The organism is Providencia sp. CIM-Carb-044, assembly GCF_033901115.1.
GTDB lineage: Bacteria > Pseudomonadota > Gammaproteobacteria > Enterobacterales > Enterobacteriaceae > Providencia > Providencia hangzhouensis.
In genome coordinates this window covers 25,623-47,793 of sequence record NZ_JAXADV010000009.1, presented here as the reverse complement: position 1 = coordinate 47,793, position 22,171 = coordinate 25,623, and the positions used below count along the sequence as shown (strand labels likewise).

14 protein-coding genes and 2 pseudogenes are annotated in these 22,171 nt (G+C 37.3%); 12 read left to right on the top strand and 4 right to left on the bottom strand.

Annotated features, from left to right (window positions below; all coding sequences use genetic code 11):
• Positions 1 to 141: 141 nt before the first annotated feature.
• Positions 142 to 2,655: a penicillin G acylase gene (locus SJ312_RS16500; RefSeq protein ID WP_110592762.1), complete on the top strand. Its 2,514-nt coding sequence runs from the start codon at positions 142 to 144 to the stop codon at positions 2,653 to 2,655.
• Between the two features lie 37 nt (positions 2,656 to 2,692).
• On the opposite strand, the gene SJ312_RS16495 is transcribed toward SJ312_RS16500, so the two are convergent.
• Positions 2,693 to 3,355 carry a transcriptional regulator gene (locus SJ312_RS16495; RefSeq protein ID WP_319868094.1) on the bottom strand — a complete coding sequence of 221 codons (663 nt, stop codon included), beginning with the start codon at positions 3,353 to 3,355 and terminating at the stop codon, positions 2,693 to 2,695.
• A gap of 74 nt (positions 3,356 to 3,429) precedes the next feature.
• On the opposite strand from SJ312_RS16495, the gene SJ312_RS16490 reads away from it, so the two are divergent.
• Positions 3,430 to 4,839 carry an MFS transporter gene (locus SJ312_RS16490; protein ID WP_153673999.1) on the top strand — a complete coding sequence of 470 codons (1,410 nt, stop codon included), beginning with the start codon at positions 3,430 to 3,432 and terminating at the stop codon, positions 4,837 to 4,839.
• Between the two features lie 48 nt (positions 4,840 to 4,887).
• Here the strand turns inward: SJ312_RS16490 and SJ312_RS16485 are convergent, their stop codons facing one another.
• On the bottom strand, positions 4,888 to 6,384 hold the full coding sequence (locus SJ312_RS16485; RefSeq protein ID WP_110592760.1) for an MFS transporter: 1,497 nt from the start codon (positions 6,382 to 6,384) through the stop codon (positions 4,888 to 4,890).
• A 95-nt stretch (positions 6,385 to 6,479) separates the two neighbouring features.
• Between SJ312_RS16485 and SJ312_RS16480 the strand changes: the two are divergent.
• Positions 6,480 to 7,018 (top strand): annotated as a pseudogene (locus SJ312_RS16480) (TetR/AcrR family transcriptional regulator).
• 80 nt (positions 7,019 to 7,098) lie between these two features.
• Positions 7,099 to 7,650 carry a hypothetical protein gene (locus SJ312_RS16475; protein WP_219197697.1) on the top strand — a complete coding sequence of 184 codons (552 nt, stop codon included), beginning with the start codon at positions 7,099 to 7,101 and terminating at the stop codon, positions 7,648 to 7,650.
• A gap of 273 nt (positions 7,651 to 7,923) precedes the next feature.
• On the opposite strand, the gene SJ312_RS16470 is transcribed toward SJ312_RS16475, so the two are convergent.
• Positions 7,924 to 9,090, bottom strand: a complete 1,167-nt coding sequence (locus SJ312_RS16470) for a hypothetical protein (protein WP_165880009.1) — start codon at positions 9,088 to 9,090, stop codon at positions 7,924 to 7,926.
• Positions 9,091 to 9,880: 790 nt separating this feature from the next.
• Here SJ312_RS16470 and SJ312_RS16465 point away from each other — a divergent pair.
• The 8 genes and pseudogenes from SJ312_RS16465 to SJ312_RS16430 all read left to right on the top strand — a co-directional run bounded on the left by SJ312_RS16465 (position 9,881) and on the right by SJ312_RS16430 (position 20,182).
• Entirely contained in the window at positions 9,881 to 11,545 is a 1,665-nt protein-coding gene (locus tag SJ312_RS16465; RefSeq protein ID WP_319868093.1) for an IucA/IucC family protein, read from the top strand.
• An 84-nt stretch (positions 11,546 to 11,629) separates the two neighbouring features.
• A complete protein-coding gene (locus tag SJ312_RS16460) occupies positions 11,630 to 13,801 on the top strand; it encodes a TonB-dependent receptor (protein ID WP_165880005.1) in 2,172 nt (723 codons plus the stop codon).
• A gap of 12 nt (positions 13,802 to 13,813) precedes the next feature.
• Positions 13,814 to 15,208, top strand: a complete 1,395-nt coding sequence (locus SJ312_RS16455) for a Y4yA family PLP-dependent enzyme (RefSeq protein WP_094962000.1) — start codon at positions 13,814 to 13,816, stop codon at positions 15,206 to 15,208.
• A gap of 8 nt (positions 15,209 to 15,216) precedes the next feature.
• Positions 15,217 to 16,233 carry a PLP-dependent cysteine synthase family protein gene (locus SJ312_RS16450; protein WP_112308047.1) on the top strand — a complete coding sequence of 339 codons (1,017 nt, stop codon included), beginning with the start codon at positions 15,217 to 15,219 and terminating at the stop codon, positions 16,231 to 16,233.
• A gap of 10 nt (positions 16,234 to 16,243) precedes the next feature.
• A pseudogene (locus tag SJ312_RS16445) lies at positions 16,244 to 17,407 on the top strand (NAD/NADP octopine/nopaline dehydrogenase family protein).
• A gap of 2 nt (positions 17,408 to 17,409) precedes the next feature.
• Complete coding sequence (locus tag SJ312_RS16440) at positions 17,410 to 18,621, top strand: MFS transporter (protein WP_165880003.1); 1,212 nt, start codon at positions 17,410 to 17,412, stop codon at positions 18,619 to 18,621.
• Positions 18,605 to 19,750 (top strand): ABC transporter substrate-binding protein, encoded by a 1,146-nt coding sequence (locus SJ312_RS16435; protein ID WP_165880001.1) that lies wholly within the window; start codon positions 18,605 to 18,607, stop codon positions 19,748 to 19,750. The genes SJ312_RS16440 and SJ312_RS16435 overlap by 17 nt, the downstream gene beginning before the upstream one ends.
• Before the next feature lie 21 nt (positions 19,751 to 19,771).
• Positions 19,772 to 20,182 carry a ParB N-terminal domain-containing protein gene (locus SJ312_RS16430; RefSeq protein ID WP_112308044.1) on the top strand — a complete coding sequence of 137 codons (411 nt, stop codon included), beginning with the start codon at positions 19,772 to 19,774 and terminating at the stop codon, positions 20,180 to 20,182.
• Positions 20,183 to 20,244: 62 nt separating this feature from the next.
• Here SJ312_RS16430 and glmS read toward each other — a convergent pair whose 3' ends face one another.
• Positions 20,245 to 22,077, bottom strand: a complete 1,833-nt coding sequence (gene glmS, locus SJ312_RS16425; protein ID WP_036959190.1) for a glutamine--fructose-6-phosphate transaminase (isomerizing) — start codon at positions 22,075 to 22,077, stop codon at positions 20,245 to 20,247.
• Positions 22,078 to 22,171 lie beyond the last annotated feature (94 nt).

Sequence of the window (22,171 nt, the reverse complement as noted above, 5' to 3'; positions counted from 1 at the left end):
CATTTTTTGTAATTTATCTAAATTTATGTATCCTTTTTTGTGATCATGATTCATATATTAACAATTAACCACAAATTAACCGTTTATTAACAATATAATAATGCTAGTCTCAAAAAATAATAACAACATGGGACTCAATAAATGAAAAAACATCTCATTTCAATCGCTATTGCTTTTAGTTTAAGCTCGCTATCGCTCTCATCATTTTCTCAGTCAACTCAAATTAAAATTGAACGAGATAACTACGGCGTTCCTCACATCTATGCCAGTGATACTTATAGCCTTTTCTATGGATACGGCTATGCAGTGGCACAAGACCGATTATTCCAAATGGAAATGGCTAAACGCAGTACTCAAGGTACGGTTTCCGAAGTATTAGGTAAAGATTACATTTCTTTTGATAAAGAAATCAGAAATAACTATTGGCCTGATTCCATCCACAAACAAATCACGCAGCTACCCTCTAAAGAACAAGATATTTTAAGAGGTTATGCAGATGGCATGAATGCATGGATTAAACAAATCAATGCTAAACCTGATGACTTAATGCCTAAACAGTTTATTGATTATGATTTTTTACCATCCCAATGGACAAGTTTTGATGTTGCGATGATTATGGTCGGTACAATGGCAAACCGCTTTTCTGATATGAATAGTGAAATTGATAATCTGGCATTACTCACTGCGCTTAAAGATAAGTATGGTGAACAAATGGGAGTAGCGTTCTTTAACCAAATTAATTGGCTTAATAATCCCAATGCACCCACAACAATATCATCAGAAGAATTTACCTATTCAGACTCACAAAAAACAAAAAATATAACGCAGTTGAATCAAATTAGTGATTACCGACTTACTGCTCCAATGTTTGAACGCACGGCAAAAGATGCAACGGGAAAATTAATTGCGCTTTCTTCTCAGGAAAATAATGCGCTAATCGCTCAGCAATATGAGCAAGGTGGTGCTAATGGGCTAGCTGGGTACCCAACCACCAGCAATGTTTGGCTTGTTGGAAAAACAAAAGCTTCTGACGCAAAAGCCATTTTACTTAATGGTCCACAATTTGGTTGGTTTAACCCAGCATATACATACGGTATAGGTTTACATGGAGCAGGGTTTAATCTTGTTGGAAATACACCGTTTGCTTATCCCGCTATTTTATTCGGTCATAACGGGCAAATTTCTTGGGGCTCTACGGCTGGTTTTGGTGACGGCGTTGATATTTTTGCAGAACAGATTTCACCTGAAGACCCAAATAGCTACCTCCACCAAGGGCAGTGGAAACAAATGCTATCGCGCCAAGAGACATTGAATGTAAAAGGTGAAAAACCCATTACTTTTGATGTGTACCGTACTGTTCATGGTAATGTGGTCAAGCGAGATAATACAACTCACACCGCATACAGCAAAGCTCGCGCATGGGATGGCAAAGAGCTTACATCCTTAATGGCTTGGGTGAAGCAAGGGCAAGCGCAAAACTGGCAGCAATGGCTAGACCAAGCACAAAACCAAGCACTGACAATCAATTGGTATTATGCGGATAAAGACGGAAACATTGGCTATGTCCATACCGGGCACTACCCCGAGCGCCAAATAAACCATGACCCTCGTTTACCCGTATCAGGCACGGGAGAATGGGACTGGAAAGGGATACAGCCCTTTGCAAATAATCCTAAAGTCTATAATCCCAAATCCGGCTACATCGCCAACTGGAATAACTCCCCAGCTAAAAATTATCCCGCTAGCGACTTGTTTGCCTTCTTATGGGGAAGTGCAGACAGGGTGACAGAAATCGATAGCCGCATTGAGGCCTATGATAAGTTAACAGCTGATGATATGTGGACGATTTTGCAGCAAACTAGCCGTGTCGACCTCAATCATCGCTTGTTTACCCCTTTTTTAGCTCAAGCGACACAAGGTTTGCCGTCAACTGACAATGCGGTCAAATTAGTGTCTATTCTCCAGCAATGGGATGGTATAAACCAGTTATCAAGTGATGGGAAACACTATATTCACCCTGGGTCTGCTATTCTCGATATCTGGCTAAAAGAAATGCTTAAAGCCACCCTAGGCCAAACCGTCCCCGCACCATTTGATAAATGGTATCTAGCAAGTGGTTATGAAACGACACAAGAAGGCCCTACTGGGTCGTTAAATATCAGTACAGGCGCAAAATTACTGTATGAATCTCTCTTAGAAGATAAATCACCAATACCTCAGCCTATCGATTTATTTTTAGGACAATCGCGGAATGATGTAATTAAAAAAGCACTGAATGCGACCTACCAAAAAATGAGAGTAAAATACGGTGATAACCCAGCTAATTGGCAAACACCAGCCACGGCATTAACCTTCCGTGAAAATAATTTTTTTGGTGTACCACAAGCCTTACCTCAAGAAAATTTTCATCAAAATGAATATCACAACCGGGGAACGGAAAACGACCTAATCGTATTTACCGAAAAAGGAGTGAATGCATGGGATGTTGTTGCTCCAGGGCAAAGTGGCTTTATTTCCCCGCAAGGAAAACCGTCACCTCACTACCAAGACCAACTCTCATTATACCAACAGTTTGGTAAAAAGCCGCTATGGCTTGATAGCGAAGAGCTGGCACCACATGTTGAGTCAACTGAAACACTAATAATTGAGAGATAATACTATTATTAAGCTAAATACCAAGGTGTCTCGGTATTTAGCTTTTAACCTTTACACGATATACACAGCGCCCAGCACCATTTAATAAGTACTGTTCGCGCTCAATGCTACCATCATCACCCACAATCTCACTGAACAACGCCAATTCCGAACGACAAAAGTTTTGGCAAGCGGTGGCTGCTGCACAAATTGGACAATGGTTTTCGATAAACAACCAACTGTCATCATCTTGTTCAACCTTCGCCATATACCCTTCTTCGCTACGCACTTCAGCCAGCTCTTCAAGCCGCTCAGCTAATGGTAAATTTTTACAACGGGCAAAATATTTTTCTCGGCTTTCCATTTCCCTTTGGCTAATCAGCTTTTCTAGCCCTTCATCACCAAAAATAGTTTGAACAGAATTAATTAATTGAAGAGCAAGTTGCGCATGAGTATCAGGAAAACGTTGATGCCCTAATTCCGTTAACACCCAATTTTGCCGAGGGCGCCCTGCCCCTATTTGTGATAAGCACTGCGCACCTTCAACTAGCCCCAACGAAGTGAGTTTTTGAATGTGTTGCCTTGCAGCTTCCCCAGTCATATTTAAGTCATTTGCGATCACTGCGGTAGAAATTGGTCCTTTAGTTTTGATACAAAATAGAACCTTATCCACAGCCTGCGTTAGATTTAAATTATCAAAGTAATTACTTGCATTAATCATTATGCGACTCTATTATCCAAGCGATTACTTGTATAATACATCTTTTTCTACTATTCCGTCTAGCGGGTCTCTCTATGAGCAATGAAACATCAACCGTATCTCAAGCCAAGTGGGCTGATTTACTTAGTGGCACCAATGCATTACTCACTATCGCCTTAACTGGTGGTGTTGCGCTACACGCTATCAATATTTATATCGTAACAACCATATTGCCTAGTGTTGTTAATGATATTGGCGGTCTTGAATATTATGCATGGAATACCACTTTATTTGTGGCAACATCAATTGTCGGTTCAGCCCTTTCCAGTAAAGTATTAGACAGCTTTGGGCCTAAATTTTCTTATTTATTCGCACTCATTCTCTTTTCTTTAGGGTCTATTTGGTGTGCAGCTTCCCCATCAATGCTAGTGTTGCTGGGAGGCAGGGCATTACAAGGACTGGGTGGCGGTATTTTATTTGCTCTGAGCTACGCATTAATTCGCATTGTTTTTACTGAAAACTTATGGTCCCGAGCCATGGGTGTCGTTTCGGGTATGTGGGGAATAGCAACACTCTGTGGCCCTGCAATTGGAGGTATTTTTGCTGAAAGTGGCCATTGGCGTTGGGCATTTTGGGCTTTACTACCTGTCGCTATTTTTCTAGCGCTCATTGTCATCAATCAACTCCCCAAAAAACAATCCCAGGCACCAAAAACTAACAAAATCCCATTCTTAGCGATTTCTTTGTTAGTGATATCCGTTCTTGCTATTTCAATTGGAAGTTTGTCTGACAGCTTATTCATGAACCTTATTGGTTTATTAATTGGCCTAGCCATACTGCTGACGATTGCCTTACTCGATGGCAAAAATGAAAAACGTTTATTACCGACGGGAGCCTATTCACTCAAAAGTCCACTTGGCGTCATATTTTTAACCATGTGTTTGTTAGTTGGAGGCATGACAACAGAAATTTATGTCCCTTATTTCTTACAAACCATCCATCTGTTTTCTCCGCTCACAGCAGGTTATTTAACCGCAATAATGGCTGCGGGTTGGACTCTTGGGGCACTCTTTAGTGCCAATAAAACAGGTGCTATTGTTATCCGAATTATTCGAACAGGCCCGGTCATCATATTTATTTCTTTAATTGCGCTTGCTGTTCTAACTCATAATCAACAACTTATCGAATCATGGCCATTATTCGTTATTTATCTCATCGCCATGGCAGGGGTTGGTCTAGGAATTGGTGTGTGTTGGCCACATCTGGTATTACGTGTTTTTAAGAATGCGCCAGAGGGAGAGGAAAACCTTGCGTCATCTTCTATTATTACCATTCAATTGTATGCAACTGCGCTATCTGCGGCCTTAGTAGGAGTCGTCGTCAATAATAGCGGGCTAATTAACCCTGGGGGGATCGCGGGGGCACAGCAAGCTTCAATCTGGTTATTCGCCCTATTTGCAATTAGCCCATTACTAGCAACGGTATTAATCCGCAAAATAAAATAAAGAGCAAAAGGGAGTAAAAGCTCCCTTTTTGCGGGAAAATCAACCTAATTAATTTACTAATGCCTTTTTGGAACGTAACAAATAAGGCAGAACAATAATACTGATCAGCAGAACAAAAATAGTTGCTACCATCACCCCTAAGAAAGCATGGTCAAAGGCAATATTTGCCTGATTTATCAATGCTGATGCAGTATTTACTGGCAGTGATTCAGAAACTAATAAAGCCTCATCAATACTGTCATAAACTTTATCGCTGACAGTCATGTCTTCAGGTAATGAGAGTTTTAACGTATAGATAGCACTCATTAACCCCCCCATAAAGGTGACACCTAAGACACTGCCAATTTCATAAGCAATTTCTTCAATTGATGCTGCCATACCCGCTTTTTCATCAGGGGCGTTTAACATCACTGTCGTTGATGCTGTCGTGAATATCGCACCAAGACCAAAACCAATAAGAAAAAGAAATGAAAGCAGTAAGATACCCGTAGATGTTTGATAAACGACAGCCAATCCCACAACACCAATTAGCGTACAACTAAACCCTAAAATGGTAAGTTTAATCTCACCCAACTTATGTAAGAACATACCAGCTAAAGGTGCTGCAAATACTGACGCTAAGGGTATCGGGATGATGTACAACGCAGCTTGAAATGGGGTATAGCCCAATACCAGTTGTAAACGTTGGCTTAGTAATAATTCGACACCAACAATAACCACAATGGATAAAATCGCCATCATCAACCCTGCATTGAATTTAGGGTGCTTTAATAGCGTAAAATCAATCATTGGTGATGTTGATTTCACTTGTCGATTTCTAAATGCCACCAAAAAGAAAACCCCAATAACACCTGAAACCAATACCGCCGGCCAGTCGGTATAAGGTTTACCGAGCTCTTTCAACGCATAAATAACCCCAATTAAACCAATTAACACTAGAATGGAACCTAAAATATCGATTTTTTTATCGCTGTTACCACCACATTTGGGGATTAAATAACAAGCGAACGGAATAACCAATAAAACGACGGGTACATTAATTAAAAAAACAGAGCCCCACCAAAAGTGGTTAAGTAAGATACCGCCGATCAAAGGGCCTATTGCCGCCCCACCTGAAGCAACTGCCGACCATATTCCAATTGCTAACGCCCTTTCTTTCGGGTCTAAAAAAACATGCCTTACAATCGCAAGGGTGGCAGGCATACTTACTGCGGCACCTACAGCCAAAAAGCCACGAGACAAAATCAAACTTGTTGCTGTTGGTGAAAATGCAGCACACAACGAGGCTAAACCAAATAACGGCAGCCCCAACAAAAACATTTGTTTGTGACCGACTTTATCACTTAGCATCCCCGCTGCAGGTAATAACCCAGCGACAACCAGTGGGTACGCATTCATTATCCACAGTTTTTCAGATGACGTAGCGCCTAAATCATGGGTTAATTTAGGTAATGCGGTATACAGTACAGTGACATCAATAACGATAAGAAACAGTACACTTGAAACTAATAGAAGCACTATCCAGCGCTTATAATCGGTTAACATAAAATTCTCTCAATGAGTTTATTTGATCATGATTTCTGTGCTGATCGTGCTACAATATAAATCCATACGTACGTATTGAAAAGAGGTTTTTCTAAATGGGACGTCAACGAACAATCGATAGAGAAAAATTACTTGATACTGCTGAAGACATTGTTCTACAGCAAGGCGCTACAGCGCTCACTATCGACGCAGTCGCCAAAGCGATGGGGATATCTAAAGGTGGGGTTCAATATTGTTTTGGCAATAAAGATGCCTTAATCGATGCAATGTTTGAGCGTTGGGGCCAGTCCTATGATGAAATTTTCAATCAAACAATTGAACAAGATAACTCCCCTGAAGGGAAAATTTTTGCGCATATGCAAGCGACCCACCAGCACGACAAAGTCTCGATGGCAAAAGGCGCTTCCTTAATGGCATCCTTATTACAAACCCTGAATATCTGGAAAGTACGCGTATTTGGTACCGTGAACGGCTTGCTAAGTTAGACACCTCAACAGAAAAAGGTAAACAGGCCAGAATTGTTTTTCTAGCCACTGAAGGCGCTTTTATGCTGCGCTATATGGGATTCATGGAAATTGATGATAATGAATGGCAATCTATATTTAGTGATTTAGAAAATTTATTAAAAGGGTAGACTTAGTCTCTTTTTTTGATATCGATAATAACTCCACTCCAATAAACTAAAAATAAGAAATAAAATGGAGATAATTTAAAATGAAAGTAAATGAATTAAAATTACTTATAGAGACAAATAAAAACAATAATTTTATTAATAATAAGAAACCATTTGTCTATAATATAAAAGAAAAGCCCATTAACACTGACGGTGTAGCTTCATTAAAGAAGAAATTTGAAGAGTTAGATAGAAAAACAGACAGTTTTAAAAAAACACAAACGAATAAACCACAAAGTTACATAAAAAAAGAATTATCAGAATACGATAATTACGCATTTGGAAATGATTTAACGAAAAAAAATCTTTACTTTATTTACAGTTCACCAGACTCAAAAAAAATAGAGCTAATACACAATCATAATAAAAACAAAATAAATAATGACAATGCAATTTTTATCAATATGTTTAGTTTATTAAAAAATGAACCTGATGGTTCCATATATAAAATAAATAATCACACAATCAAAATAGCTAATAAAAACAAAGAACTAACAACAAATGATAATCGATTTACTCACAAAATCACGTTAAAAAATGGGAAAGACATATTAATAGAAAGATACAATGAAAAAAGTAAATTTTCATTTTAATAAAGAATAACCCGGCAAAAACAGATTGTCGGGTTATTCTTATCATCAGTATATTACGAATTTATTTTCCCAATATATTTATATATTGAATTTAAATAACAAACACTAAATATAATAATTAAGGTGAATTTATGAACAAATAATAATACTTAATTTTATCATTCTTGGTGCTGGTGCTGATATTATTTTAAAATTATCTAGTATGAAAAATGTGTTTTACGTTCCTATGCAGCAAGATTAGGTGATTGAATCATTAAGACATAAAATTATGTGTTAATGATTCAAGAAAATCCCCTTATCATCGTCAGTTATAATTTGCTTTAACGATTTATGAATACCACCATCATCTGTTTGCAAGATAAATACAAATAAAACCTGACAAAGTACTGATTGAGGGCAATGACGAGGCCGATATTTTGAATAGACTGACCATCCATTAGCGATATACCTTTCATGCATTCGCTTCATTGCATCAACAACAGAGTTCGCAGCTTGCCCTTTGTTGATTTTAGTCGATTTTTTTTGGTGATATATAAAAGCATCGGTAACTGTTTTAGATATAATATAGAAAACTTGCCCTACAGATAAGTTTTCTAATAAACAGGTGATGTTTTTCGTGGTTTTTTCACCAATTTGAAAAGATGTGAAATTATATTCATTCATTTCATGGTTTAAATAAAAAAAACACTCAAATAGATTATTTTTTTTACATAGTTCAATTAGTGATTTTTTATTTTCTTGTAAGTAATATAAATCAGATAATTTCCTCTCCAGTAAATCAATAATCGATGATAAGTTATCTGTTTCTTTAACAATAACTTCCCAGCACATAAACTCATCATTAAAATAAACATAATCACCACTAACACTTAAATATTTTAAATTAGTAACTGTACTTATTGCTATCACACCAGAAGCATAAAGCTGTTCTATAATTAATAAATCAAAATTATAACTAGGTGTTAATTTCTCATGTTTCAGATTGTTAAGACTATCTAAATAAATTAGGTTTTCATCCGCACAATACCGTATAAGTGAAAGTAAAAAAACACTATTTTCAAAAGAAAGATCATTAATACTTAATGCATTTTCTTTTTTACAAAATAATAAGTCATTAATGTATTCAATTTTTTCCTGCCTTTCTTTTTCATTCTCTATACGAATACAATCAATACAAACATGTTCAAGACCGTTTAAATGTGAAAAGTGGCTTCTATCTCGTAGACATTCTATTTCACCACATGAAACACATTTTAGTTTTAAACTATAGGCTTTACAGCTTTTAGCAACAATAGTTTTTATTTCCTTAGATTTTAATTGTGTTTTTTCTTCTATCTTAATCATTGAATATGAAAATCGACCATTTCCCTCAACCTGCCAATATAATTGACATAAAAATTCATATTCCTTATCAATAACATCGATAAATATATTTTCCATATGTTTATTTCCTTATTTTTTTATTATGTTATATTAAAAAAAACAAAAAATAGAAATTATATTATGACAAAAAAAATAAAAAGGCTTATTATGATTAAATAATGAACATTTTATTAATCAATTGACCAATTCTAAATAAGGTTAACACTTTCCCAATCCACAATTGGAGAATGTTAGAAACTGCTCACTAAAACACAGTCAACACGATTATTCCCTTGCCTTTAAATTTCAGGTTGTTGACCAAGTTGAAAAAAGCAAACAAACCTATAAATAAGCCCAAGGCTACTACAGTATACAAGGATGCTCCGCTACTTTAAGTCAATAGATATTGATGATAACAAATGGCAAGAAACATTCCGTGACATGTTACATCTTCTAGATTTCACCTTTCTTGTTAATTATTTGAATAACATATTTATTTCTCTCACTTACAATTGAGAATAAAAAAAAGAATAATTATCATTTACTATTCTTTTATGTGATGCTAACGTTATTAAAATCATCTTTCAAATATTCTTATCTATATCCTCCCTTTAGTGAATATAGATTACAGATGCCGTTAATTGATTCATTTTCGTAGCTTAAGAGGCTGATCATGATAAGTAACCCTATAAAGAAAGTAGCTTTTAACATTAATGAAAAACACTCTAATAATAATGCACTTAGACGTTTAATTCATTGTTTATTTGCTGAGAATCTTATTGATAAAAAGCAAGTTTATTGGGATATAGACCATTGTGGGTATATTTATAAATTTAAGAAAACCCCTTATAAGATTCTTTTTAAGAACATGGAAATATATCCGGTAGATACATTCTTTAATTATGGTGGTATTTATTTAATTAACAACAACAATAAAAAAGAAATTATTCAAACAATATATTATCTTCTAGAAAAATTAGAGGAAGAGTTAAATATAACCTTTAATAATAACAATATTAATAAATTAAAATCAGATATTGAAAACAGTATTAATAATGATATTAACGCTCGCAATTATCGTACCGAATGGTCAGTACTGATTAATACTCAAATGGCAAAATACAATACCAACTATCTGACTGATTGGGTTACCGGACAATATAGTATACGTGATGCGGCTTTATTTCTTGATCAATGGGGCTCATTGGAAGGCCATCCCTATTATCCTACATGGAAAAGTAGGCCAAACATGAGCTTAGAAGATGTTGCAGCTTTATCTCCTGAGTTTAATGCAACGGTAAATTTGACAGTTATGGCGCTACGCCAAGATATGGCCTATGTTGAGTCACTACCTCATGTGGAAAGCATTCATGATTGGTTCCTTCAACGATTCCCTATCGTTGGCCGGCAATGGGTCAAATGGCTTAAACAACAAGGGAAAAATCCATACCAATGGCTGCCTCTTCCCGTTCATGACTGGCATTTAAATCATTGGGTAAAACAACAAGCAACATCACTGATTGACGAAGAAATTTTACTCACTGATGGCCCTCAATTAGAAACAAAACCCACAATGTCATTCAGGACAATGTTACCAACAGATGCAATTAACACCGCATTTATAAAGTTACCTATCGCCGTTTGGATGACCAGTGAAATGCGTAGCTTACAAGCTAAGTCTATCCATATGGGACCTAGAATAAGTCAGCTAATAGATGACATTTTAAACCACGAACATTATTTTAATGGAAAAATGGAGTCTCTGCGTGAAGATGTAGGTATCCATTACCGCCATGCAGTAGAACAAGATGATTCAGCAGGACGCTTTATTTCTGTCGTATTTCGTTGCACCAACGCTTATGAAAAAAACGATCACTTACTGCCAATAACTGTGGCAACTCTATTTACTGATTTACCATATCAACCACGACCAATATTTACTGAATTGATTGAAAAATCAGGTTTAACACCTCAACAATGGTTTAACCAATATGCGACTGTAATTCTAACACCTTGTATTTCGATGTTTTTACTTTATGGAGTTGCTCTGGAAGCCCATCAACAAAACACTCAAGTGCTCTTCACTGTTCAAGGTATTCCTGAGAAATTTTTAATACGTGATTATGGTGATGGTCGAATATTTTTACCTTTATTGAATCAGCGGGGTTATCAGCTGCAAGCTTATCGTTGGCCTGGCATCTTACCTACTGTTTTTGAAGAAGATATAGAACCCGTTAGAACATTTCTAATCAGTGCCTGTTTAGTCTGCCATTTACACGAACTTGCCGTACACCTAACTCGATTTTATCGATTGACTGATCACCAGCTTTGGTTAGAACTAAAAACAGTTGTTCATGATGTTTTTAAACAGCTCCAACCACGAGTTGATGATAATTTATGGCGACATGAATACCAAATGTTTATGAATGAACCTTGGCAAACTCGTTCGCTACTTAGTATGCATATTCAGCAATATACTAATTATCGAATACAACATGGGTTAACAAATCCTTTTCTATTATTTCAAAAATAACAAATAGAAATCCATTAACCAAGAAGGCGAGTGTAATACTATTCCCTTCATTTTATTAAAAATCAATTGAATGATAATTTAAATATGAAAAATAATTTAATAGAAAATAAAACTAAACACACAGATAAGAATATAAACATATTCTCTACATGGTTATATATTGTTATTGGGATATCTTGCACAATAACAGCACATGCTCAAACTAATGAGCAAAAAAATAAAGATAGTATTCTAGTTACCACAACAAGTAATAATAATCAGCAACCTAATAACTTTTCATCTAGAATAATGCAAGCAGGATTAATAGGTGATAAGGATATTATGGATATTCCATTTAATATCTCAAATTATAATTCGGCTTATATGCAGTCGCAACAAGCACAGCAAATTTCAGATATTTTATCTCACGATACCTCAATACAAATTAGTAGCTCGAAAGGAGGTCTTCTTGATTCCTTATATATTCGAGGATTTCCTATTACTGAAGGTAATATCAGTGAGTTTGCATTAAATGGAATTTATGGTGTATCCCCTAATTTTCAACTTTTAACGGATTATGCCGAGCGTGTTGATATTTTAAAAGGACCCGCTTCACTGCTATATGGTATGTCTCCTGAAGGTGGAGTTGGTGGAGTTATTAATGTCGTAACTAAACGTGCAAGTGCCCAGCCGATTACACAATTAACCGCTCAGTACCTTAGCGACTCACTATTAGGTGGCAGACTAGATATGGGTCGCCTATATGATCTAGATAATAACCAATACTTTGGTATTCGTGTTAACGGTAGCTACACCAATGGTGATACAGCCGTCGATCATCAAACACGCAAGCAAAGTGTTGGTGCAATTGCGTTAGATTACTCTAATGAACGCTTTCGCTCATCTTTAGATTTAATAACTCAAAACCAAAATATGAATGCTACAAACAGACCATTTTATTTAGGTCCTGATGGTGTTGTCCCTTCGGCCCCGAGTGGGAAAATCAATTTAGCCAGCCCTTGGACATGGTGGAAATCTAATGATGATTCCGCATTACTACATATGGAATATGACATATTAAGCAATACATCGCTATTTATGGATATAGGAGGAGCACTTACTCGTATAGATCGAGTTAATGAGCAAATCTATACAATCCTTAACAATCAAGGCGATATTTCAACCTATATCATGAATTTCCAAACTAAAACTCAACGTTATTCAGTTGGTACTGGGGTTAAAAGTGAATTCATGACGGGTAGAGTATCACATCAACTTGCATTGCAGTGGAATCAATATTTTGATCGCTACCGTATTGGCACTACAGCAGGAACACCTTATACAACCAATTTATTTAATCCTACTTATATTGATAAACAGATCCCTGCTTACGCTAAAATAACTAAACGTTCTGAAAATACACTATCAGGAGTTTCTTTCGTCGATACTATCGGCTTCTTGAATGATTCTTTTATGGTAACTCCAGGCCTTCGCTATCAAAATGTAAAGTCTGACAATTTTACTTTGGGTAAGCTTTCAACTCGTTATGACGAGTCCGCAATCACCCCTCTCGTTAGTGTATTGTTTAAACCTGTAGATAATATTTCTCTATACGCTAATTATGTCGAAGGGCTAAGTAAAGGAAGCACCGCACCAGTTAATGCAAAAAATAGTGGCGAAATGATGAAACCATTTCGTTCAAAACAGTATGAGTTAGGGGTTAAATATGAACAACCATCTGCAATAACCACTTTAAGCCTATTCCAAATTAGTAAACCAAGTGGATCATTAGATCCTAACAGTTTGATTTACTCAGCAAATGATGAACAAAGAAACCGAGGAGTCGAACTAAGTATATCAGGCAAACCTTTTGAATCACTTCGTTTAACGGGTGGTGTTACCTATATTCAAGCCGAGTTGACTAAAACTGCTTCAGGGAAAAACAAAGGGCATGAACCCATCGGTGTATCTCCTTGGGTGGCTAATATTGGAGCCGAATATGATATTCCTTCAGTCTCTGGTTTAAGTATTAATGGCAATGTTAATTATCATACCCGCCAATATGTGAACAAAGAAAATACCCACTCAATTCCTTCATGGACAACCGTTGATGTCGGTTCTGCTTATAAAACAACTGTTTCCAATACCCCTGTAACATTGAGGCTAAACATCAATAATATTTTAAATGAACACTATTGGTCTGGCGTTGCTTCGTACAGCACCTTCGCTCAAGGCTCACCAAGAACTGTAATGGGATCAATTGCTGTGGACTTTTAAGAGGTGAAAATCATGGTGGATCAATCTAACTTAGTCAATATATCAACTGTTGTTCATTTATCAGCTAAAACAATAGCCCCAACAGAGCTTCCTCCTATTATGGATCCTCAGATTCATCAACTGTGTTTTTCTAATAATGAACAGCTTGTCGGATTGATTAAGCGGTATGGTTCACCATTGAACTTAGTTTTTCCTCATACGATGAAACAGAACATCCAAAAACTGAAGGCTGTTTTTCAAGAAAACAACGTGAATGGATGTATTTTATATGGTGTGAAAGTTAATCAATCAAACGTCCTGCTCAGAACAGCTATCGAAGAAAATATTGGAGTTGATGTTTCAAGCCTTCATGAATGGAGAGATGCCAACCAATATGGCATTTCACCTGAAAAAATTTGCGCTACTGGCCCTGCCAAAACAGATGATTTTCTCTGGCAACTGATATTACATAACTCACTAATTGTCGTAGACTCACTTGAAGAATTACAAGATATTCTACATTTATTAGAATTTCAATCACTTAAAGCAAGAGTACTACTGCGATATCAACCGCATTCAAGCCATTCACGATTCGGCATGAAATACCCGGCTTTTGTTAATGCACTTAAATTAGTGAAACAACATGATAAATTACAATGGCAAGGGATCCACTTCCATTTAGGTGGCTATACACTAGCCTCACGGGTACAAGCTTTTCACGAAATATTACCACTGATTGAATTATCACAACAATTAGGGCTTAACATCCAAACTATCGATATCGGAGGTGGGCTACCTATTCAATATGTCCCAACAGAACATTATCAAGCTTGGGTTAATAATCAATCCACTGAAACTTATCAAAATCACCGTATTCCAGCAGATTTTTATCCTTATGGTAGTGAACAGTCAGCAGAACAATGGCTTAGCACATTACTCACAAGCAAATGTACCGATAATGAAACAATCGCCCAATATATTAATAAGCTAAATGTCACATTAGCGATAGAACCTGGGCGTAGCCTTGTTGATCAAAGCGCCATCACTCTATTTCGAGTTGTACGTACCTGCCAGCAATCCGAACACCCTATTATATTTGTCGAAGGCAGTAGCTTCAGCGCCTGCGAAACGTGGTTTAACTCTGAATTTTTAATCGACCCTTTTCATATTGTTACCAAACAATCAAAACAGCAACCTATCCGAGCATGGATAGCAGGACATAGCTGTTTAGAAGATGATGTTATTACTCACAGACTTATTTTATTTAACAACCTTCCCCAAGCAGGTGACTTATTAGGATTCGTTAATACCGCGGGATATCAAATGGATTTACTTGAGAGTCAATTTCATCGGCACCCAATACCTTGCCGATTATATGTACAGGAAAACAATGTTGGGCAGTTTATCTTTTTCAAAGACACTAAATAGGTAAGCTTATGATCTACAACAAAATCACTGATTTGATAGGTAATACACCCATTTTACGTATTGCAGTACCCCATAAAAAAAGTGCCTTATTTTTAAAAATAGAAAAGAACAACCCTGGTGGAAGTATGAAGGACAGAATGGCACGCAATATGGTTATTGCAGGGCTAAAATCGGGGAAAATTAAGCCTAAAAGTACCATTATAGAATCATCATCAGGCAATACTGGGATTGGCCTTGCGCTTGCTGCTATTGAATTTGATTTACATTTTATTGCCGTTGTTGATCATCACGCCGCTCCTGACAAAATAGCGATAATGAAAGCACTAGGTGCTGAAATCCGTTATGTTACTGGTAATTATCAGGAAGACGAAGTAGCTGTTGTCGAACGTCAGCGCCTTGCTAGTGAATTAGCCTCCCAACTTCCCAATACAACGTTTATGAATCAATCAGACAATGTAGCAAACTCAGGTGGTTATGCTGCATTAGTTTGTGAACTAATAGAACAAATTGGCAGAATTGATGCATATATAGGCTGTGTTGGCACTGGCGGCTCAATGACTGGTGTTTCTCAAGGCCTAAAGTCCCATAATCCACAAACTATCACTGTTGCCGTTGAACCTGAAGGGTCCATTATTTTTGGATATCCAGGAAAACCTTATTATCAATCAGGTACAGGCACTCCTGAAGGGGACGAAGTTGGATTAGTACTGGACTACAGCTGTATTGACCATAATACACAGGTTTCAGATATTCAAGCATTTGAAACTGCGCGATATATTGCTAGCCAATACGGTTTGTTAATAGGAGGCTCTACCGGAGGAATTGTCTATAAAGCCTTAGAGTATATTAATAACGATACTATTCACGGCAATATCGTTGTTATCGTAGCTGATGGCGGTGAAAAATATCTTAATACCGTATTTAATGAGCAGTGGCTTAGCTCTCGTAATTTGACCTCACCTGATATATCTCATCAACTTAATCATTGGCTTACTAATACTGTTTCTTTAGAGAAAGCTAGCTAAGGAGGAAGTCATGTCGGAAGAAAAACATCTTAATGTTGTGATTTGCGGAGGAGGTCAAACGGGTCACCTTGCTGTAGCTTTATTTAGTCAATATCTAAATATAAAAACATCACTACTGACCCAAAATGCAACAACGGTTGAACGCCATCAACAGCAAAACAATATTCTGTCTGTTCATTACAATAATGGTGAGATAATAAACCATTCTGTTGGATTAATAACCAATTCACCACAACTGGTGATACCTGAAGCTGACATAGTCATTCTTACTGTCCCTTCCCATCATCAAGCAAGTTGGTTACGTTTTATTTCTGCTTATCTATCTTCTTCTAAAACTGTTTTTATCGGTGCTATTCCTGGAATTAATGGTTTTGACTGGCTTGCTGAACAGTTCTTTAAAAACAATCCTAATATCGTGATTTGGGGAATGAAAGATGTTCCTCATATAGCATGGGGATTAGAACTTGGGACTAAAGTCTGTTTCGGTGGAGAAAAGTCGGCACTTTTTATTGCTTTTCATCGTCGAGAAAATGAATCCAATAAAAAGCAGCTTCATAAATTGTTATCAAGGCTATATTCCGCACCTATTAGTATTCTCGATAACTATTTGGAAATTACCCTAACACCAGCAAACCCTATAATGCATAGCTCGGTAATCTACGGGCTAATCGGCCCATACGCTCAATGGCATAATGACTATTTTGAGTCACCTATCTGCTGGTGGAATGATTGTACCGAGCTTAGCGCCTATTATTTACAGCGTTGTGATGAAGAACGACTCTCTATTTGCCGACACTTAATAGACAACTTAGGTATTCCTTTAGTCACAGTAAAGTCCTTAATTGATGAATTACGCGAAGTTTATCCTAAACAAATTAGTGATACATAAACCCTTTGGTCAATACTTCGTACCAATGAGGCTTACCATGGTATCCAATTACCATTAATAAAACATAAGCAAAGTGGCTGGTCTTTTAATAAACAACATCGAGTATTTCAGGAAGATATTGTTTATGGGCTAAGTTTACTCGTTCATTTAGGTGAGCATCTCAATATTCCACTCCCTTATACGAATGAAATATACACTTGGTGCATGGGGTATCTAGGACTAGACCCTAACATTCCGCATCCTGCCTTCAGCGAGCTAAATCTAACTCAATATCAGGTAAGTTAACCGTGAATTTACTGAAAAGCCATCTGATTATTGGTTTCTTATTTGGTATCCAAATTGTTTCAATGGGAGCGATGGAAATGAGTGGGCCATTTTGGCCTATTCATTTACAACATAATAGCTCGGGTTGGCTACTGTCTTTTTCTTTGACAATGGTTTATGTCGCCCCTATGACTGGTGTCATGTTAACCAGTACATTTTGGGGAAGAATGGGTGATCGAATGGGTAATAAAGCAATGATGATCCGTGCATTGCTTGGCTTAGCAATTACCCAAATTTTATTATCATTTTGTAACGACCCTTGGCTAATTTTATTACTGAGAACTGTGCAAGGAGCTTGCGCAGGGTATATTGCTCCAGCTCAAGCTTATGGCGTTTCAGTCACCGATCCTAAAAAGCGAACACAGCTTTTTGCCTTCCTACAAGTATCTACAAATATCGGATCTTTACTGGGGGCACTTTGTGGTGGGTTAATCTTAGATTATCTCAATTTCTTTTGGATCAATATAATTGCGGGGCTACTCTGTGGTGTTTGCGCAGTCACTGTATTTGTTTTCTTACCTTCAGATAAAAAACATCATCTAGTGATACAAGCAAAAAAAACATCTAACAACAAAAAAAAGTATCGCCCTCAACAAGTTGTGAAACACCTTATGTTATTAATGGGGCTTTTATTAATGAGCAGAATGCTCACCCTCCCCAGTTTTTCATTATACCTCAACCATTCCTACTCAATAGATTTCTGGGTTATTGGGTTAATTTATGGTCTACAAGCAATGGGGGTTATTCTATCTGCTCAGTTATGGGCTAAATGGTTTGAACACCAATCAATAACTGTTTCATTGGTTCGCTTAAAATGGATTATCTTCACCTGTGTCATTGTTGTTATCTGTCTTGCATTAACCCCTATAATTTTTTGGTTTGCCTCACTGTACTTGCTTTGGGGAGTTTTACTTGGTGCAACAACGCCAATACTCACGGCATTAATATCTTCAACTATATCTTCTGAACATCAAGGCTATGTACTTGGTTTATCACAAAGTATCAATCAATTCGCTTCTATTGGAGGAATTGCCTTAGGAAGTATATTTATTCTATTTCCTGGAATTGATTGGCTTTTTTATTATGTTTCAGCTGGTTATATCACAAGCCTAATTACAATCATTTTACTGATCAAACATTCATCCAATGAGGAATTATATGAAAGAAAAGCATAAATTATCTATCAAAATAGTATCCCTGTTATTGTTTTCTTTTACTTTGCTATTCTCTACTGTTATTTCAGCAGAGCAGATTGTTGTCACCGACATTCTAGATAGAAAGGTCAAGGTCAACGTTCCAGTGAAAAAAGTCATTTTAGGTGAAGGCCGTATGCTTTACCTAGTCGCCATGCTAGATAAAGAAAACCCTGCAAAACGTATTGTTGCAATGGGGAACGATATGCAAACCTCAGATCCTGCAACATGGCGCCAATATAGTGAGCATTTCCCTGAACTAAAAAAAATTCCAACATTTGGTGGCACAGAAAGACGTTCTTTAAACATAGAGCATGCATTAACTTTACAGCCTGATGTCATCATTATGAATATCGAAGCTAAAACCGCTATTGAAGAGCAAGGTCACGATAAAGCATTACAGAAGGCGGGGATCCCTATTATCTATGTCGATTTTCGCTTTAACCCATCAAAAAATACACCACCAACCATGCGCTTATTCGGTGCTTTATGGGGGAAAGAAAAAACAACTGAGAAATTCATTCAATTTAGAGAAAAACAGCTAAAACGAGTTAGTGATGTACTCACAAAAAATAATCCCCAAAAACCACGCATTTTTATTGAACGCATAGGTGGTTATACCGATGAGTGCTGTCTGACTTTTGGTGATGGTAACTTTGGTCGCTTTGTTTCACTTGCTGGTGGTGACAATATCGGCGCAAACAATGCCCCTAACACCTTCTATATGATGAATCCTGAACAAGTGCTTGCCGCTAACCCTGATAAAGTGATTATTACCAGCGCCAACTTTTCAAAATTCATGCCTGAAGGAGATTGGATAGGCTTAGGCCCAAATGAAAACCTCAATGCGGCTAAAATAAAACTAGAAAAATACTTAAAAAAACCCGCCTATACTGGCAGTAATGCCGTTAAGAACCAACAATTTTATGCTATTTGGCATCAATTCTATAATAGCCCTTATGATTTTATTGCTATACAGCAGCTCGCACATTGGATCCACCCAGAACTATTCGCTGATTTAAATGCAGATAAAACATTTAAAACATTCTATGAAAAATTTTTATCTATTCCTTATGAACCTGGATACTTTGTAAGCTTAGATAATAAGTAATTTTTTGATAAAGGTGATGTTATGACTAACGATACCTACCATATTGAATTGAAACCAATACAATTTTTTTGCTCATCAGAAGAAACAGATGAACAGCATGTTGATTATCTTAGCCACAAAATTGCCTGTGATGGGACTTGGACAACACCAATTACATGTGAAATTCACACTGGTATTATTATGGATGGTAACCACCGCTATCAAGTGGCTAAGCAACTAAAACTATCGCTGTTACCTTGTATATTACTGAGTTATCAAGATAATCGAGTCAAAGTCAACTATCAAAACTCAGACCAACCTTATGATGTGAAAAATATTTTTGAAGTTATTTTATATCAAAATAAGCTATTGCCTTATAAAACTACAAAACATCATTTTTCGCCATTATTACCAACAATTAATTTTAAATTAAGCCTATTAAAAGGCCTGTAAATAAAAATCCGATTATGCCATTAACAACATAATCGGATTTATTTATATTTAAATCAGCTGAATTACTCAACCGTCACCGACTTCGCCAAGTTACGTGGTTGGTCAACGTCTGTGCCTTTAATCAATGCAACGTGATAAGACAACAGTTGCAGAGGAACAGTGTAGAAAATTGGTGCGATCAGTTCTTCAACATGAGGTAGCGAAACAATTTTCATATTTTCACTGGCTTCAAAGCCTGCATCTTGGTCAGCGAATACATACAGCAAACCACCACGCGCACGGACTTCCTCAATGTTTGATTTCAGTTTTTCTAACAGCTCATTGTTAGGTGCAACGATGATAACAGGCATATCGGCATCAATTAACGCTAATGGGCCGTGCTTTAACTCACCCGCTGCATATGCTTCTGCGTGAATGTAAGAAATCTCTTTTAATTTCAGAGCCCCTTCAACTGCAATAGGGAACTGATCACCGCGACCTAAGAACAATGCGTGATGTTTATCTGAGAAATCTTCTGCCAATGCCTCGATAACTTTATCTTGCGATAACATGCTTTCAATACGAGCCGGTAGCGCATGTAGAGCGTGAGAAATGTTTTCTTCGAGCTCAGGGTTAGCACCTTTCAAGCGGCCCATATACGCAACTAACATCAGTAAGACGGTTAACTGTGTGGTAAATGCTTTAGTGGATGCCACACCAATTTCTGCCCCTGCCTTGGTCATCAAAGCAAATTCAGATTCACGTACCAGTGAAGAACCTGCGACGTTACATACCGCTAAAGAGGTCAAATAACCTAACTCTTTCGATAAACGCAATGCTGCCAGTGTATCAGCGGTTTCACCTGATTGGGATAGCGTAATCATTAAGCTATTTTTACGGTGCGCAGGGTTACGGTAGCGATACTCTGAAGCGATTTCCACATCACATGGAATACCGGCCAAAGACTCAAACCAATAACGTGCAACCATGCCAGCATTGTAAGATGTCCCGCAAGCTACAATTTGGATATGTTCAACTTGAGATAAAATTTCACTCGCACGAGGACCTAACTCGCTTAAATCAATGCCATTATCTTTGCTAAAACGCCCTTCAAGGGTGTTTTTAATCGCCATCGGCTGTTCATAAATCTCTTTTTGCATGTAATGACGGTAAACGCCTTTATCGCCCGCATCATATTGAACGTTTGATTCAATTTGCTCGCGATCGACAGCTTCACCACTTTTATCAAAAATACGAACAGTACGACGAGTGACCTCGGCAACATCCCCTTCTTCAAGGTAAATAAAGCGACGAGTCACAGGCAACAGCGCTAATTGGTCTGATGCTAAAAAGTTTTCACCCACACCTAAACCAATAACCAATGGGCTACCAGAACGTGCGGCGACTAATAATTCAGGAATACGGCTATCCATAATCACAGTACCGTAAGCACCGCGCAATTGTGGGATAACACGTTGAACTACTTCCACCAGCGAACCGCCCTTTTGTTGCTCATGGTGAACAAGGTGCGCAATCACTTCAGTGTCAGTTTCTGAACTAAAGACATAACCGAGTTTTTTCAGTTCATCTTTCAGTTCTAAATAGTTTTCAATAATGCCGTTATGAACAACTGCAATATAACCAGAGGTATGCGGATGAGCATTGCGTTCACTTGGAATACCATGAGTCGCCCAACGGGTATGTGCAATCCCCGTTCCACCCGATACTGGGTTTTTCTCCGCTTCTTCAGCTAGCATTTGCACTTTGCCGACTTCACGTAAGCGTTGCAAATGACCTTCGTGATCAACGACAGCCATACCGGCTGAATCATAACCACGATACTCAAGACGACGAAGACCTTCTAACAGAATTTCTGCAATATCACGTTGTGCAACAGCACCTACAATTCCACACATATTTTTTTGATTCCTAGACAAAAGGTTCCTTTCTTGAGAAACCTTCATTTGTCGCAACCTAATTGTTGTACAGTTTTCACTGCTCCCCAGCCTT

What these genes read in the sequence shown, in the direction of transcription:
- SJ312_RS16500 (WP_110592762.1), top strand. Translation starts at nt 142, where the DNA reads ATGAAAAAACATCTCATTTCAATCGCTATTGCTTTTAGTTTAAGCTCG.
- SJ312_RS16495 (WP_319868094.1), bottom strand. Translation starts at nt 3,355, where the DNA reads ATGATTAATGCAAGTAATTACTTTGATAATTTAAATCTAACGCAGGCT.
- SJ312_RS16490 (WP_153673999.1), top strand. Translation starts at nt 3,430, where the DNA reads ATGAGCAATGAAACATCAACCGTATCTCAAGCCAAGTGGGCTGATTTA.
- SJ312_RS16485 (WP_110592760.1), bottom strand. Translation starts at nt 6,384, where the DNA reads ATGTTAACCGATTATAAGCGCTGGATAGTGCTTCTATTAGTTTCAAGT.
- SJ312_RS16475 (WP_219197697.1), top strand. Translation starts at nt 7,099, where the DNA reads ATGAAAGTAAATGAATTAAAATTACTTATAGAGACAAATAAAAACAAT.
- SJ312_RS16470 (WP_165880009.1), bottom strand. Translation starts at nt 9,090, where the DNA reads ATGGAAAATATATTTATCGATGTTATTGATAAGGAATATGAATTTTTA.
- SJ312_RS16465 (WP_319868093.1), top strand. Translation starts at nt 9,881, where the DNA reads ATGGAAATATATCCGGTAGATACATTCTTTAATTATGGTGGTATTTAT.
- SJ312_RS16460 (WP_165880005.1), top strand. Translation starts at nt 11,630, where the DNA reads ATGAAAAATAATTTAATAGAAAATAAAACTAAACACACAGATAAGAAT.
- SJ312_RS16455 (WP_094962000.1), top strand. Translation starts at nt 13,814, where the DNA reads ATGGTGGATCAATCTAACTTAGTCAATATATCAACTGTTGTTCATTTA.
- SJ312_RS16450 (WP_112308047.1), top strand. Translation starts at nt 15,217, where the DNA reads ATGATCTACAACAAAATCACTGATTTGATAGGTAATACACCCATTTTA.
- SJ312_RS16435 (WP_165880001.1), top strand. Translation starts at nt 18,605, where the DNA reads ATGAAAGAAAAGCATAAATTATCTATCAAAATAGTATCCCTGTTATTG.
- SJ312_RS16430 (WP_112308044.1), top strand. Translation starts at nt 19,772, where the DNA reads ATGACTAACGATACCTACCATATTGAATTGAAACCAATACAATTTTTT.
- glmS (WP_036959190.1), bottom strand. Translation starts at nt 22,077, where the DNA reads ATGTGTGGAATTGTAGGTGCTGTTGCACAACGTGATATTGCAGAAATT.